The organism is Lewinella cohaerens DSM 23179, assembly GCF_000379805.1.
GTDB lineage: Bacteria > Bacteroidota > Bacteroidia > Chitinophagales > Saprospiraceae > Lewinella > Lewinella cohaerens.
Window position 1 is genome coordinate 1 of record NZ_KB903546.1, and the last position, 15,493, is coordinate 15,493.

The 15,493-nt window shown below is 44.5% G+C and carries 13 protein-coding genes; 9 read left to right on the plus strand and 4 right to left on the minus strand.

Annotation, left to right across the window (positions count from 1 at the left end):
- Positions 1-565 precede the first annotated feature (565 nt).
- Positions 566-2,209, plus strand: a complete 1,644-nt coding sequence (locus A3EU_RS0114725; RefSeq protein ID WP_020536947.1) for a hypothetical protein — start codon at positions 566-568, stop codon at positions 2,207-2,209.
- A 69-nt stretch (positions 2,210-2,278) separates the two neighbouring features.
- On the opposite strand, the gene A3EU_RS0114730 is transcribed toward A3EU_RS0114725, so the two are convergent.
- Positions 2,279-3,382 (minus strand): T9SS type A sorting domain-containing protein, encoded by a 1,104-nt coding sequence (locus A3EU_RS0114730; RefSeq protein ID WP_169433356.1) that lies wholly within the window; start codon positions 3,380-3,382, stop codon positions 2,279-2,281.
- A 31-nt stretch (positions 3,383-3,413) separates the two neighbouring features.
- Here A3EU_RS0114730 and A3EU_RS0114735 point away from each other — a divergent pair, with 31 nt between their 5' ends.
- The 4 genes from A3EU_RS0114735 to A3EU_RS0114750 all read left to right on the plus strand — a co-directional run bounded on the left by A3EU_RS0114735 (position 3,414) and on the right by A3EU_RS0114750 (position 7,531).
- Complete coding sequence (locus A3EU_RS0114735; protein WP_020536949.1) at positions 3,414-4,814, plus strand: hypothetical protein; 1,401 nt, start codon at positions 3,414-3,416, stop codon at positions 4,812-4,814.
- A 74-nt stretch (positions 4,815-4,888) separates the two neighbouring features.
- Entirely contained in the window at positions 4,889-5,458 is a 570-nt protein-coding gene (locus A3EU_RS0114740) for an RNA polymerase sigma factor (protein WP_156825777.1), read from the plus strand.
- Positions 5,448-6,794: a porin family protein gene (locus A3EU_RS0114745; protein ID WP_020536951.1), complete on the plus strand. Its 1,347-nt coding sequence runs from the start codon at positions 5,448-5,450 to the stop codon at positions 6,792-6,794. Before A3EU_RS0114740 ends, A3EU_RS0114745 begins: the two co-directional genes overlap by 11 nt.
- A gap of 98 nt (positions 6,795-6,892) precedes the next feature.
- Entirely contained in the window at positions 6,893-7,531 is a 639-nt protein-coding gene (locus tag A3EU_RS0114750) for a hypothetical protein (RefSeq protein WP_020536952.1), read from the plus strand.
- 271 nt (positions 7,532-7,802) lie between these two features.
- On the opposite strand, the gene A3EU_RS0114755 is transcribed toward A3EU_RS0114750, so the two are convergent.
- Together A3EU_RS0114755 and A3EU_RS0114760 are read right to left on the minus strand one after the other, a co-directional pair.
- A complete protein-coding gene (locus A3EU_RS0114755; RefSeq protein ID WP_020536953.1) occupies positions 7,803-9,362 on the minus strand; it encodes a phage tail sheath family protein in 1,560 nt (519 codons plus the stop codon).
- Positions 9,349-10,410 (minus strand): hypothetical protein, encoded by a 1,062-nt coding sequence (locus A3EU_RS0114760; protein WP_020536954.1) that lies wholly within the window; start codon positions 10,408-10,410, stop codon positions 9,349-9,351. The genes A3EU_RS0114755 and A3EU_RS0114760 overlap by 14 nt, the downstream gene beginning before the upstream one ends.
- A 128-nt stretch (positions 10,411-10,538) precedes the next feature.
- Here A3EU_RS0114760 and A3EU_RS30555 point away from each other — a divergent pair, with 128 nt between their 5' ends.
- From A3EU_RS30555 to A3EU_RS0114780, 4 genes are all read left to right on the plus strand, one after another.
- Positions 10,539-12,644: a glycoside hydrolase family 9 protein gene (locus tag A3EU_RS30555; RefSeq protein ID WP_020536955.1), complete on the plus strand. Its 2,106-nt coding sequence runs from the start codon at positions 10,539-10,541 to the stop codon at positions 12,642-12,644.
- Positions 12,645-12,704: 60 nt separating this feature from the next.
- Positions 12,705-13,172 carry a GNAT family N-acetyltransferase gene (locus A3EU_RS0114770; protein WP_020536956.1) on the plus strand — a complete coding sequence of 156 codons (468 nt, stop codon included), beginning with the start codon at positions 12,705-12,707 and terminating at the stop codon, positions 13,170-13,172.
- A 22-nt stretch (positions 13,173-13,194) separates the two neighbouring features.
- Entirely contained in the window at positions 13,195-13,827 is a 633-nt protein-coding gene (locus tag A3EU_RS0114775) for a hypothetical protein (protein ID WP_020536957.1), read from the plus strand.
- Positions 13,828-13,940: 113 nt separating this feature from the next.
- Positions 13,941-14,186 carry a VF530 family protein gene (locus tag A3EU_RS0114780; RefSeq protein WP_020536958.1) on the plus strand — a complete coding sequence of 82 codons (246 nt, stop codon included), beginning with the start codon at positions 13,941-13,943 and terminating at the stop codon, positions 14,184-14,186.
- Positions 14,187-14,267: 81 nt separating this feature from the next.
- Here A3EU_RS0114780 and A3EU_RS0114785 read toward each other — a convergent pair whose 3' ends face one another.
- The gene (locus A3EU_RS0114785) at positions 14,268-14,663 is read right to left on the minus strand and encodes a hypothetical protein (RefSeq protein ID WP_020536959.1); all 396 of its coding nucleotides are present in this window, start codon (positions 14,661-14,663) and stop codon (positions 14,268-14,270) included.
- Positions 14,664-15,493 lie beyond the last annotated feature (830 nt).

Consider the following 15,493-nt stretch of genomic DNA (forward strand, 5'->3'; position numbering starts at 1 on the left):
TTAATCATGCTCATAACCCATCAAATTAATTAGTGAAAGTAGCGAAGAACTTCCGTCGTCTTTCCTCGTAAGCTTATCGTCTCTGATAGCATAGAAGCTACCGAGTTAAGTGCTATCGTGACTCGAAAAGCCTTCTAGCCTGAGTGTTCAACCTTCGTCAGTAGCTGATATCCTCTCGAATACCGCTTTAGGATGGTACGAACTACATCAAGCTAGAAGTAAGATCACTGTTTTAGGCCGCTAAACCTAAAAAAGGAATGATCATGTCACAAACATACGAGGATGATAAGGAGCGGTAGCGACTGGACAGCCTGGTGCCGCAGGGGCATTTGCGGAGCAAGGCCACTGCCGGCATGGCCCAAAAAACTTTAAACTCCACGAAACGCCCCCTTTCACGTACACAACATACACCCTGACAATCAAACACTTACAACCCGCAATACAACTAAAACGGTATTCTACCCAAGCTTATCTCGCTCGAAAATCAGAAAAAATTGAACGCGCAAACAAAAGGAGAGGCCAGTAATATTGTAGTGATTGTTTTTTAAACTAAAACACCACTACGATGAAAAACTTAAAAATATTTTGGCTGATATTAAGCCTTACCGTGCTGATGCTTCCAAGCCTGGAAAGCAAACCCACTGATTTAGCGAGTAGCTTTACTTACCTGAAAAAAGACCCTTGCGAGGAGCAGAAAAAGGTCGTTGATGACCTCATCAAGAAGATCAATGAGCAAAACACAGTGGCCGCAGGTGAAGAAAAAAGCCCGCTGGCAAAAATGGAAGAGGATATTGAACAGCGACAAAGCTGGCTAGACGAATATCGCTGTAGCAAAAGGCATGGTACAAATGTAAAGGACGAGCGCCGTGGTAAAGAAAACCGCCTGGATAAGCTGCGGGAGGAATATGCCGAGATGCTGGCACTCACGGAACAGCTACAGGAAGAAATTGAGAAGTTCAAGAAAACCTGTCGGAGAGCCTTGGAGAATGACGAATCCAATGAAAGCCTTGATTTAAAAGAATATGAACTCTTTTATAAGAAACAGGAGGAAGCTTATCAAGAGAAAAGAGAAGACCTCGTGAAAGCTGCTGTTGACGAAGAATTTGTTCGTATTCTGGAGAAAAACAACCACAAAACAGAAGAGGAGGATTGCCCCAAGTACTACCTCCGCTTATTAAAAGAGCTTGAACGTAAAGTTGGTGAATCTGAGAAAGAAGAAGAATCTGAGGAGGATTACCTGCAACGATTAATTGATTTACAGCGCCGCTATCCTTGGAAGGCCCTTGCGAAAGAAAAGCCAGAGGGTGATAAAGAGGAGCGTGAACGCCGTATTAAGGAGAAGTGGAACAAAGAGTTTTGGAAAAAAGTTAAGAAAGCCATCAAGGCCAAAATAAAGGAACTTGAAGACAAGGCTCACATCGTGCCAAAGCCACCACAAGAAGAGAAAAAACAGCCTAAGGAGGAGGAAGATAAAAACCCAGAGGACGAAAACGCTCTGCCGTGGGAGGACCGGAAGGAGGAGCACCGCACGATTGATTACCGAGGCACTTTCTTTGGAGGTTGCCTGGTTAACCCGGGTGCTGCCACTTTTGAAACAGACCAGATGGAAGGATTGCTGAAAAACATCTACGAGCAGCCTGGTATTTATGAGCTACTTGCTGAAAGCTTGGGAGGAGAATTTTGGTTGGGCACCTATTCTACTGCTCCCGTTTTCACGGAAACGACCACGCGGGCTGGCAAGCAAGGAGGGATCACGCTGACGAGGGAGTTTTGGGCTCATTGCGAAATGGGTATTCAATTCACTTACAGCAATGCAATGGCCGAGGCCCAATTTCCGGTAACGACCCTGGATTTCGGGAGTACCGACCCTAGCCCGGTAACCATTCAGGGCAACTATACCCTCCGGCAAAACGCGATGGGCCTACGCACTGGTGGCAACTACCGATTCGGCAATGGGGTATGGCAACCGCTGCTGGGGGCCTGGGCAGGAATAGCGCAACAACATGAAACCGTAACGGCCACAATAGCCGATGTGAACTGGCAGCTTGGAGAGGATACCAGGACGGCATTTTCTTATACACTGGAAGCGGCCTTGCGCTGGCAGTCGCCGGGCCAACTATTCCTCAACCTGCAAGGGCAATGGGGCCAAACAGGTGACAATGGCAGCTATGGTGTTGCTGTGGGAGTGGGGCTGAACTTTGGGCGGTAAAAGATTTTATCCTTAATCGAGGTGGCGCTTCTTGCGAAGTGTCGCCTCGATTTTTTTTGTAAAAAACCTTTATTTCACTTGTTTAATAAGCTTCAATGTCTCGTAATTCCTCAACGATTGTGTCCGTAAGAAGTAAGTGCCTGCGGGAAAATTCTCCATACTTATCTGTTGACAATCTTGGCCTACTTGCTGAAAAGTCCGTAGCAATCGGCCCTGGCTATCAAACATTTCTAGCGTTTGGGTTTGGCTATTGAGACCACAAATCTCTACGCTTTTTTGGCAAGGGTTGGGAAACGCTTCTAGTGCGGCGGAAGTAGGTATTGGTGTTTGGGTTTCCACAACCAAGAGGGTGTCGGTTTCCACTTGTACGTCGATTACTTGTTCGAATAGATTGATAAGCAGTGCGTTATCAATATCAATGCCGGGGCTCCCTTCCAGCAAGATCATGTCTTCGATGACGATGATGAACTTACCTACTGGTCGGCTCATTGCCAGGGCACCTTGCCCACGGCCTGCGGCGGCAAACTCTAGCTGCCCGGAGAGCGGGGAGCGTCCAAAATCGACATTATTTGTGCCGGCTCCGATGAACATCAAGTCTTCGGAATCTTCTGCCGCGAGGAAGCGGGTACTTGCTTCATTGATCATGGTGGGATCGAAAGATATTCGGCAAGCTATAGCCGTAGGGGGATTCGTGGGTGGAAAAACGGTCGGGTCTGGGATATTGAGAAAAATCGTGACCTCTACGGTATCTCCTGCTGCTACTTCGGTGCGGTTGAAGCGTAGCTCCAGGGTAGGGCGTTCCTCTACCGGGAAGGTATCCGTAAGCAGATATGGCTGTGGTGGAGGTAACGACAGTACCTGGATGCTATCGTAATTAAAGGCAATGGCGTCCAGGTCGAGCGAATCAATAACTCCATTTCCATCGGCGTCGACGGAGACCAGATTGACACCGCTCACCGGTAAATTGAGGGCCCAAGGTTCTGCTTCCTGCGGCTGCCAGTTTAGTGTAGCCTCAAACCGCATTGGGCCTGTTTGTCCGTAAGCGACCCCCAGCGGCAAGAGGTCAAGAAAGTTGGCGGTACCGTCGTTATTAAGATCACCTGGGAAGATAACTTGAGCGGGCAGTAGGGTACTGCTGAGGATAATCAGGCAAAATAGGAGATTAAATTGCATTTTTGTAGGGTTGATTAATAATCGGCCCATTATGGAGCAAAGCAAGTTGGTGGCGTTATTTCGCGTGCTCACCAAGGCACAACTGCAGCGTTTTTCGGAACGCCTGCCAGGAATGCTGGTTAATAAAAATACCGAAATCCTAGCACTATTCCTATATCTAAGCCCTCTTGCGCCCCGATTTAAAGGAGATCAACTAAAAAAAGGAATCGTTGCTAAATCCCTGGGGATCAGCATAAAAAACCTTGCTTACCGCAGTAGTGATCTTTTACGAGCGTTGGAGCAGTGCATTGTTATTGATCAGGTGCTCAATGATACTCCACGGCGGGAGCTTATTTTACTACAGTATTATCAGCAAGAAAAACTCGACAAACACTACCTAGCTACCGCACGACGAATAAAAAAACACCTGGATAATGTCCCCTATCAGGATGCCGATTACTGGCAATATCTGAGCGAACTAAAGGAAAGCGAATTTCGGGCAATCACGAATTACGAGCGAATTCATTATCCGGAATTACAGGCTGCTGCCGATGCCCTAGACCATGCTTATCTCGCCAAAAAACTGCCCTACTTACTGGAAATGACTAGCGCCGGACTGGTACTCGACATCCCCTACGAACGGCGACTTGCGGAAGATGTAAAAACCTGGTCGGAGCAACTCCCCTACCAAAGAGCGGTAATTATTAAACTTTATTCAGCTATATTAAAAATGGTAGCATTTGCTACCGAAGAGGCTTATTTTCGCGAAGCACGCGCATTGCTCAAAGCGCATGAATCGGCCACTCCACCCGCGCTTTTGAAAAATTTCTACACATATTTACTCAACCACTGCACCCAACAAATAAGGCTACAGAATGATCCTTTGTATTATGAGTTTTATCTCGATCTGAATACGCACCTCATTGAAAAGGGGATGCTGTTAGAGCATGGATTTTTGCCACCTTGGCGCTATAGCAACCTCGTCACGGTGGGTTTAAGAACAGGGCGTATATCGTGGGCTTCTGATTTTCTTGAAAAATACCGAGCCTACCTACCTACGGCAGCACAAGAAAACATTTATCACTACAACCTGGCCCACACCAAGTATTATGAAGGAGATTATGAAACTGCTCAGCTATTACTTAATCAGTTGGAATTAAGTGACCTTTTACTGGCGATTGCCGCTAAAAACTTGTTGGTGAAAATATATTGGGAGAATGAGGAAATTGAACAACTCCTCCATTTCCTGGAAGCTTATCGCGTTTATATTTACCGGCAATCGCTGGCAAAACCGAGCCTAAAAGCGCAGGTAAAAGCATTTATTACTACAGTTCGCCAGATGGCTAAGATTCCTGATTTTGAACAAGAAAGAAAAAAGGAACTGGCTAAAAATCTCCCTCCCGTCACGGATATTTTGGAGCGAGATTGGTTGAAGAAGCAGTTGCTGAAATAGTGTGACGTTTGCTGTTTGTGCAGTCTCAGGCAACCATTTTCAAAAAACTCACGTACGGGTTAAAAACCATCTGTTTGGAGGACAATAAGCGTCATTTACAACTACTGCTTGATGCTTGCCGGCAAGGCAATCGTTCTGGCCAGAAAAAGCTGTACCGGCTTTTCTATGGCTATGCCATTAGTATTGCTTTACGTTATGGCGAAAACCGCGCGGAGGCCGAGGAAATTCTCAATGAAAGCTTCCTGAAGATTTTCACCAAACTCAACCAGTACGATGATGCTTATGCATTTAAAACCTGGTTGCGGAAAATTGTAGTCAATACGGCTATTGATTACCACCGTAAGTACAAAAAACTAGACGTCTACCCTGTCGCTGAACACGTAGACATTACAGACGGGGAAAACAACGAAGGCTGGAACAAGCTACTTTACGAAGACGTATTGGCACATGTGCAGCAATTACCACCCCGTTACCGGCTGGTATTTAACCTTTATGTGCTGGAAGGATTTAAGCATCACGAAATTGCCGAGCAACTCAACATCAGCGTGGGAACCTCCAAGTCGAATTACGCGAAAGCGAGAAAGATTTTACAAAATAAAATAAACCAAACGCCTTTGGCAAAACGCTACCGAGATGGACGATAAGTTTGAGGATAAGATTCGGGAGAGCCTGAATTCCCCGCCGGACTATCCCTTTGAGGAACGCGTCTGGCAAAATTTAGAAGGGCGACTCGACCAACTGGATAAAGGCCAGCCAAGATCAGGGTTTCCTTTTTGGTGGCTTCCGCTATTAGCGGCAGCAATCCCATTGCTACTACTGTTTTGGTTGTGGGGTGCTTATCAGCAGCAAGGTGCTGAGTTGACCTATTTGCAGCAAAGAACACCCCATGAGCAGATGACCATCATGGATACCATCGTGCGCCGAATGGTTATTGTGGAGTATGATACGATTTATCGTACCGTTTATGAGACACATGTTACCGGTGATGATTCAATATCTAAATATAGACAACCTTCCTCCTCCTTACTTTTAGGCACTAATCCTTCATTCCCTAGCCTTTGGACCGGAAGATCATCACAAAATAGTACTGCCCCAAACAGATGGTTTCCCAAAGAGCCAATACCTGTAACGTTAAGCCCTTGGCCAAGATGGTCTGCACAAAGCAACACAAACGAAGAAAGAAACACAACTAATCCGGGGGACTTGGTGGTAGGACAACCGACCAATATCATACGAGACTACACGCCCACCACACCTTTGCCTTTTCGTTTCTTTTTCCTGAATTATTCAGAAGAACAAAAGCTGCCCACCATTGTGGTTCCAACCATTGAGCAACGTAAAAAAACTTTACCTGGGCGACTTGCGTCCGTATTGCCTTCAGCAATAAAGGTTGGATTTAGTGCAGGCTCCTTTGCAACAACTGGGCTGCCCGAGGTAGAAAAACAGTCTAATTTCTCTGGAGCACTTTTAGCAGAACTTAGTTATAACCGACATTTTAGTATTGTACTCGGAGGAGAATACCTGGCTAATACCTTCGACCTCAAACACGATGACGACGTCGATTTCAGTGAATTCCCTCTTCTTCCTCCCAATACTCCAGGAGATGAACTGGAAAAACTACAAGGGGATTTTCGCTATTGGCAAATCCCGCTAGGCATCAAATATCGAATGTTGGTAAAAAAACGACTGAGCCCTTATCTAGGAGTAGGCCTCATGGCCATCCGGCCTACCCAATCGCTCCTGAATTATGAATATGAAAACAGTAGCAACGATTACTACTCACTGAGTCAGGATGATTTACTTGGCAAACAACTCTTACTCGAAGACGCTTGGCTGATGCTAGGATTTGACTACTACCTTGGTAAAAACTGGCATATTTTGCTTGACGCAAACGCACAGTGGTCGTTCCACGAAGTGAATAACATTATCGAAAATCGGGAATTCTTGAAAATACGAATGGGCTTTGGCTATTCGTTTTAGGAGAGATGTCCAAAACTAGGTGCATCGCGCAAAGCGCAGAGCACGCAGAGACGCAGCGTTTTTTTTATTGCTGGTTGTAATAGAAAAGCATTTATAAAATGATAAACCCCAAAGGCTTACTTAAAACAATCGTCTTAACACTACTCATTGCTCAATTACTTAGTTGTCAGGAACAACTAAACTATCCGGAGATTATCGTTGAAAACAGCCTTCAGGAAATATACGATCAAAGTATAATTGATTGGCATATTCTTAACTCAACTGGAACGTATTCAGAAGCAAGTTATTTACTTCTACTTGACTCCCTGGTTAATAGCAAGATTTACATGCAAGACTCCTTAATGCCAGGAAGAGTTCTCAATAGCGAGATGGTCAGGGATAAAAAGCTAATGACAAAGCTTTTTCCAGATCATATCTTTGAATTTTTAGAAATTGATTTAGAGATATTTGAACATGAAAAACTTCCTATTTTACGTGGAGATACAGTAGTAATTACTCATTTCCCTTTAGTGTCGGGTTATCAAAATGAGATGATTTATGACCCTATTGATGGAGATATTCACACAATATATTACGTGAATTCAAAAGTCATAAAAGTAGGTATGAATGATAATGCTGAGTTTGACATTAACAATGAAAGATTAAGATCGCACGAACCTAAGCTTCGTCAACTGATTATATCCAGAGGTAAAAAGAAGGTCAATAAACGACTATGGAGATTGATGATTGATAAGTAAAAACTTCTAAGAACAATACTAGAACACAGATTAAACGGATTAAACAGCCTCCGAAGGAGCAGCGAAGTTAATTTTCACGGCTTTAGAATTCGTGTAAATCCGTCAGATCCGTTAAATCCGTACTCTATCCCGTTTCAACAGCGCTTATCACCCTTTGAGTATCCGTTGTAGAAAGAGGTTACTTTAACCTAAAGAAGTCCTCCAACCCACCTCTACACGCTTCTTCAACCAAGGCAAATTAATCATCGAGTTCGTCCATGACAAGTTGCTTTTATGAAGTTTGCATTTTCTGCTGTAAGGTAATGACGATAAACTCGGCGGGCCTTACGACGGCTATACCTATGCTTATCTTAAGCCATCCATCCAAAATATCTGCGGGCGTCATCGTGGAACCTAAACCGACATTCACAAAGAAAGCATCCTCGGGCGTGGCTCCTGCTAGGGCACCTTGCTGCCAAATACTGGTAAGAAAGTTAGTGATCATTGCTTTCAGGTTAGTCCAGGTATTCGCATCGTTAGGTTCAAAAACAAAGGGCTCAATACCGTATTTTATGGATTGCTCAATGAAAATGGCTGTACGCCGTACGCTGATGTAACGCCAATCCATACTGTTGCCATCCAGCGTGCGTGCTCCCCAAACGAGCACTCCCTTGCCTGGAAAAGTACGGATAGCATTCACTGCTTTGCCATCGAGCGGAATATTGAGGTCTTCCTGTTCTTGGTTGTTTATATTTACCGCAGGTTTTACGACGGCGCCCAAAGAGACGTTTGCTGGAGCCTTCCATACCCCTCTCGTATTATCGACCATCGCGTAAATTCCCGCCATGCCTCCACTGGGAGGAAGGAGATTGAGATGCTCTCGTATACTTTGCAAAATGGCTTTGTAAAGGGGGTGTGCCGTAAGCAAGCTTTGGTGAATTTCTTCTTTTGAAAGTGATTTACTGCGGTCCTCTTTACCTGTGTTTTCTGAAGAAACGGCCTTAGTTGACCTAATNTGCTCAATGACGGCAATGATCCGGTCTGCGCGGGCTTGATTTAGCAGGCCATCTTTAACCTGCAATGCAATGTCTTCTTTGAGTAGGTCGACAAATGCAACCAACGATCCATTGTCAATATTCGTAAAATCAACTTCATTGGCAGCCACAATGGTAGTCTCTGCCCAAGGGTAATAAGCCGCGCCCCATTGCAGGTCATTGCTACCAATACCTGTCCGAAAGTCTACAATGACATCGTCGCCGGGGGTATTCTCTTTGAAGCCCTCAAAGATATCAAGAATGGCTACCCTGCTGCGGAGCAAACCACAATGCGCCAACATGGTTTGCTGTACGGCGTAGCATTCCCGTTTTTCCAAAAGTACCGCATCAGGAACAACCAACATCGTAGGCTCTTTTTCCTTTTCAAGGGTTTGTATTCCCTCCGCCAGGCGGCTTTGGCTAACAGGATCAGCATAATCGCCCACGGAAACAATGTAGCAACTTGATCCGCCATTGGCGAAGAACAACTTCATACTAGAAAAAAGCAGGTAGCGGTTGCTTTTGAGCTGTATTTCATAGACCCTATTCGGATCTTGCCGCCGAATATTCTCTATCGAATAAGTAGTCTTGGGCGCATCACCAAAGTAATCTGAAAATTCTCCAAAAGAAGTTATTTTCGTGGGCTTAAGCACTACATCCTTTTTGTTGTAGACCGCCTTTTGGGTGTAACCCACAAAAGCAGGAACAGCCGTAGCAACAGGCACCACCGAATTAGGGAAGGCACCCTGCTCTTGGATGTAGACACCGGGTGTTTTATAAACTTTGTCCATTCCATTTGGGATATTATAGGTATACATATATGTCAGAAAAAATCACTTGCTCTCCATTTTCGTCTTTCTCCGGAACGAGCCTGTCTGGCGAGGGGGCAGGGAGTTGTATTTTTATTGCACGGCCCTGACTGTGACTACTTGTAAATTCCAATTCAAACTTATCCTGCTCCCGTTCTCTCAGCGCCTTTGGTGATTGCAAGCTCATGACTTGCGCCTCTTGGCCATTTGGTAGTTGTGCTTTTGTCGAACCTGCAACGTCCGTTAAGACCTCTCCGTTTTTCAATAACTTTAAATTATCGGCAGAATTATCCTGGCTAGTAAAATAGTACCGCCAAATTGTTTCGCGAGGAGAAAAATCAAGTTGATAAATAGGACCTTGACCATTAAGTAGCGCTTGTGCAACCGACGGATTAATGACTATTTGTACTACACATACCGCTGCTGAAGAAGTCTGCTCAGAGAGTAGATAAAGGCTTTGTTCCTGTATTTGGCCATCTTCTGTTTCAAGATTAAGCAAGAACTCACCCTCATCGGCTCGATCTTGTGGGATGTTTAATTGAAAGGTCCCCGTTTCTGCTACTTCCGAGTCCAGCACTTCTTTATGAAAATTTTCACCAGTAATGGTGTAAAGCTTGGCCGTAATGGAAGAGGCCTCTTTGGGTGGTGAAAAATTTATAGTTTGGTGCAATGACGTAAAAATGGCTTTGTTTGTGATAGAAACAGGAATGATGCCATCAACGTCTGAAGGCAGTGTATTGCTAAAAAATGGCTTTGCCTTTTTTCCAGTAATAAGGTCTAATTGAGTGTAATTATAGAACAACGGATCGCTGCTCTTTAGAAAAAAGGTCAGCACTATCGGGGTATCAACTTTACTAACTGCCTCGCTTCCTTCTATGTCTTCAAATCCTTGATATACCTTGATCCCCTTAGGAGTGGGTTGCAACCTTATACCATAGGTACTCATCAGTCGTTGAGAAACAGGAGAGGGTTGAATTTGAAAATCCGGACAAATGCCGCTAGAAAAATAGGAGTGTTGGATATCAATCTGAAAAAGAGGAGAATACTTAGATGTCATATGGTTTGGTGTTTTAGGCAGGTAAAATAGGTTTTTTAGCTGGTTTTTTTGGCAAAATCCCAGCTAAAATCAAACTTACTGTTCTGTTGCAAGTTGGTAACTTAGCCGCTGTTCAAAACACTCTCATCATGCCTCGCATCCTACTACTTAGCTATTTACTCCTCCGTATCATTTTTCTTCCTGCCCAAACCAGCACATTTATCCATGTCGATCAATTCGGCTATTGGCCAGATGCAGAAAAAGTAGCCGTGTTGAGCGACCCCCAGATCGGCTTCAATGCTGCGGATATTTACATACCAGCCAATGCACTGGAGGTCCGAAACGCACTGAACGATGAGATCGTAATGATGGCAAGCCCAACCAGTTTCAACAACGGCGAGCTAGATGTCACCTCCGGTGACCGAGGCTGGTGGGTAGATTTTTCTGACCTCACCACTGAAGGCAACTACTATCTCTACGATGCAACCAACGATGAACGATCGGCCACATTTGAAGTTGTCCAAAACCCTTACCGGGAAGTATTGCATGCTGCTGGTCGGATGTTTTACTACAACCGTTGCAATGCGCCTAAATCCACGCCTTACGCAGAACCTAATTGGGCGGATGGCATGAATTTCATGAACCCATTGCAGGATGCCAATTGTCGTTACATCTATGATGCCGGAAATGCTTCGCTGGAAAAGGAACTGTCAGGAGGCTGGTTTGACGCTGGCGACTACAACAAGTATGTCACTTTTGCGGAAGGGCCTATCCATGACTTATTGACCGCCTTTGAAGAAAACCCTCAAGCCTTTGGCGATGACTGGAATATCCCGGAAAGCGGCAACAATCGCCCCGATATCCTGGACGAGACTAAATGGGAACTGGATTGGTTGCAAAAAATGGTCAATACAGACGGCAGCACCCACATCAAAATGGGTAGTTCTAACTATAGCGACAACACAAGCTCCCCACCCAGTGCAAATACAGATCAGCGATTTTATGGCCCTACTTGCACCGCCGCTTCCGCAGCCGTAGCCAGTATGTTTGCGCACGCGGCTTTGGTATTTAGCGACATTGATGAAGCTTATGCCAACCAACTCCAAAGTCATGCGATACAAGCATTCAACTATGTTCTTCCTCGTTTTAATGCGGGAACCTTAGAAACCAACTGTGACGATGGCAGCATTGTTGCCGGCGACGCTGACAACAATCCCGATGGACAATTGAGGTCACTACTTACCGCAGCAGTATACCTGTATGCGTTCACAAACGACAATACCTATCAGCAATTCTTTCAAGACCATTACCAAACGATCGCCCCTCTTTCGAATGGCTATTGGGGAGGAGATGTTTTATTCCAACAAGATGCTTATTTATACTACCTAAACCTAAGCAATGCCGATGCTGTTATCCAGCAAAATATTCGCGGTTCCGTAGAGAATGCAGTAAACAATAACTGGAATGACTTTTTTGGTTGGCAAGAGAATGATTTGTACCGGAGCTTCATGCCTGCTTGGTCGTACCACTGGGGGAGCAATCGGCCAAAATCCTACTATGCTGCGCTTAACCTTAGCTTGGCATTGCAAAATTTAGGCGACGACCCGCAAAGCTTGACCAGGAAAGGAACCGAACATCTTCATTATTTTCATGGCCTAAATCCATTGGGCATGGTCATGTTGTCGAACATGTATGACCTGGGAAGCGACCGTTGTGTCAATGAAATCTACCACACTTGGTTCTACAACCAAACCGAATACGACAATGCACTCACCTCTGCCAAAGGCCCTGCGCCAGGGTACGTCACTGGTGGGCCAAACCCCGGTTTTTCGGTAACGACTTTATCCCCTCCCGCTAACCAACCTGCTCTAAAAAGTTACCTGGAATTCAACGATGGTTATCCGCTAAACTCTTGGGAGATCACCGAGCCTTCTATTTCTTACCAGGCTGCTTATATACGCTTATTAGCCCATTTCGTGGATGCGCAAGGGCCGATAAATAGTACCAGCACTCCTGCTGCTGCTCTAGCCGTAGAAGTATTCCCCAACCCTGCTCAAAACAGCATAAGCATTGATTTACCAGAAGGAAGTTACAGGCTGCGTATTTTAGACGCCACAGGAAAGCTCGTAACCCAATCCACCTATCCTGTAGGAACCTTACTTGACATAAAGAAACTACCACAAGGAAGCTATATGCTAAACTTGCAACATATTGGAAACAAGCAATANTATCAAGCCAAATTGGTAAAACAATAAAGGGAGAAGCTTTCGTACTTTTGAATCCAATACGCTACAGTAGTAAGACAACCACCGACCATGAAGATTAACTATTTGTGCCTTTCTTACGATGACCTGAGTAAAGACCAGCTGTACACACTACTCGCATTACGCCAAGAGGTTTTTGTTGTGGAACAACATTGCCCCTATCTCGACGCAGATGGCAATGACCAGCAAGCCTACCATTTATTAGGCCTCACAGAAAACGGTGCTTTAGCCACCTATGTCCGTCTGCTCCCCGTAGGAAGTAGCTACCAGGATTACGCCGCTATTGGCCGAGTGATTACCGCCCCCTTTGCCCGTGGCAAAAAACTAGGGCGCCCTCTGATGATAACTGCCATTGAGCAAACCAAAGCCATTTGGGGAGATGTGCCCATCAAATTATCCGCACAAGCTCACTTGCAGGGCTATTATGGTTCCGTAGGGTTTAGCCCCGTAGGCGAGGTCTATCTGGAGGATGGGATTCCTCATGTGGGGATGGTTTATGAAAGAAGGGAGATAGTTTGATAAAACCTAATCTATATTAACAATGAAACTCATAACAATACTCACATTTCTTATTCCTTTATCAGTTTTTGCTCAAAAAAACATAGGCTATGATAATATCGAAGGAGAAATAGATAGTATTTTCAAATATGACTATGAGCAAGGCTATCAAAGCGTACTAAATATTTTTGAGAAGGAAGAAATTGATAAAATACTTCCTCAACTAGGTGTACTAAAAATCACAGAAATAGCCCTTAAAGATGGTAAAGAAATTAATCAGGAATTATTTGACAATGTATATTGGTGTGACTGCCTACGCTATAAAGATTCCATAGCTCTTGTATCTAGTTTAGGGTTTCAGGCAGGAATTGGGATAGGAGTAATGGGACACTTAAGCAACCAAAATTATCAGGCTTTTATATCTATTAATCATGACGGCAACAAAAACTTAAGGATCGAACAATCGGATGAACCAATTGATGAGTTAGAACTAATTCTAACTGAAAGTAATCTGATATTATCAAAATCTTGGATAGATGAAAATTCTCCTTTACTCGAATGGAAACTATCAGGCTTCAGTCAAGACTATTATGAAAAGAGAATTGATGGTGATTGGATTAAAAAAAAGTTTTCCGTGGATCTACATTTTCGGTGCCTCGTTTTCGGTAGGAATTGATTTTTTAAATAAAACACAAACTGAGGCAATCCAAAAACAGATCCCCCTTACCCACACAAGAAAAGATGTGCACTCACGATAATAATAAACCACCCTTTAAAATTCCCCCTCTAATGGACCGCAACAACAATCCTAAAAAAGAACAACCCAACAACCCTCTGCATGGGGTAAAACTGGTGAATATTTTAGAGTCATTAGTAGCCCACTATGGCTGGGAACGACTAGCCATGAAAATTGACATCAACTGTTTCAAAAGTAACCCTTCCATTAAGTCTAGCCTCAAATTTCTGAGAAAAACCCAGTGGGCCAGAGACAAGGTGGAGCAGCTTTACCTTGAGCTAGAAACAGCACGAAAATAAAAAAACTGCGGCACTCCATTATAAGGATTACCGCAGTTCGTATTAGCAAAATGTCTCAAAGCATTAGCTTAAAAGCTGCTCTTACTCTTGCTTCACAGCAACTGCTGTCGATTTAGTAACTGGAGCAGCAGCAGTCTTTAGTCCCTGAGGAGGAGTACACTGGCTTGGGTTGCAGGTTTTCTTACAATCCGCTGGCTGGCAGCTGGTAGATTTTGGTGCGAAGCTGGTTAACTTGAGAAGCGTTGTTTGTGCTACTGGTGCAGCCTCCTTTTCAGCAGCAACAGCAACTGCACTAGCCCGTTCAGGCGCAGTTTCACTGGTAGCTGCAACAGAAGTAGTTTTTGCCTGACAACTCGTATTCGCAGCTGTTTTCGAAACACACTGGGCTGGGTTGCAAGCAGGTTTAGCGGCCGTTTCTTGTGCAGATAAGCCAAGACCAGCAGTAACAAACGCGCAGAGAAGAAGTAAACGTAGCATAACTTTAATTTTGTTTTCCACTCAGTTCCGCTGAGCTACCGGTTTTCTTAAAACAGCACAAAAACAAGTTTAGCCGTCGTTTTTCAAAAAGCTGGTTAAGCGTTTCTATTTAAGCGTGTCAGCTATTTGGAAAACCACAAAGACGGTTCAAATTGTTTTTTGCGCAATATTCGTAAGCAAATTTAGAGAAACAGCACCCAAGTTGCTGTTTTTTAGCTGTTAGGCAGCTGTTAAAAAGCTGTTAAACGCTGACCAGAGTCCAGCATAAAAGCTTTTCTTTGTGCTGTTCCTACTGATCAAATTATGCGATACGCCACTAGTACTTACCTTGTTTTGGCTTCTGTCATAGCCATGGCTGTGCTCATTGCCATTCAAGTGGCATGGCTACGCCAATCCCAACAATTGATCGAAGAGCAGTTCCAAACCAACGTCAATACAGCATTGTGCAGCACGGTGCAAACAATGGCGCAACAAGAAGGCGCTCAAGAACCTTTCGGCGAAGTGTGTCTGCCTACAGCAATGGAATCCGAACAAGAATTGGATGAACTGATCAAAACCGATCTCTTTGCTCAAACACTGTCTTCTACCCTTGCCGGCTTTAACATCAACCTACCTTACGAAGCCAAGGTTTGCGCCAAATTACCCGATTCGCTACAGGAACTCAGCGATGAACTAGCCCCCTATTCCTGTGACCTCGACCCTATCACCCAGACCGATAGTCATTTCCTTAATCTGGAATTTGCAGGGCGCAAAAAATACATGCTCAACAAAATGGGAATGATGACCGGAGCGTCATTTGGTATCCTCCTACTGATTTGCGCTTTGTTTTT

Coding starts and splice junctions, on each gene's coding strand:
- A3EU_RS0114760 (WP_020536954.1), bottom strand. CDS start 10,410: ATGACATCTAAGTATTCTCCTCTTTTTCAGATTGATATCCAACACTCC.
- A3EU_RS0114750 (WP_020536952.1), top strand. CDS start 6,893: ATGATAAACCCCAAAGGCTTACTTAAAACAATCGTCTTAACACTACTC.
- A3EU_RS0114725 (WP_020536947.1), top strand. CDS start 566: ATGAAAAACTTAAAAATATTTTGGCTGATATTAAGCCTTACCGTGCTG.
- A3EU_RS0114735 (WP_020536949.1), top strand. CDS start 3,414: ATGGAGCAAAGCAAGTTGGTGGCGTTATTTCGCGTGCTCACCAAGGCA.
- A3EU_RS0114775 (WP_020536957.1), top strand. CDS start 13,195: ATGAAACTCATAACAATACTCACATTTCTTATTCCTTTATCAGTTTTT.
- A3EU_RS0114745 (WP_020536951.1), top strand. CDS start 5,448: ATGGACGATAAGTTTGAGGATAAGATTCGGGAGAGCCTGAATTCCCCG.
- A3EU_RS0114770 (WP_020536956.1), top strand. CDS start 12,705: ATGAAGATTAACTATTTGTGCCTTTCTTACGATGACCTGAGTAAAGAC.
- A3EU_RS0114780 (WP_020536958.1), top strand. CDS start 13,941: ATGGACCGCAACAACAATCCTAAAAAAGAACAACCCAACAACCCTCTG.
- A3EU_RS0114730 (WP_169433356.1), bottom strand. CDS start 3,382: ATGCAATTTAATCTCCTATTTTGCCTGATTATCCTCAGCAGTACCCTA.
- A3EU_RS0114785 (WP_020536959.1), bottom strand. CDS start 14,663: ATGCTACGTTTACTTCTTCTCTGCGCGTTTGTTACTGCTGGTCTTGGC.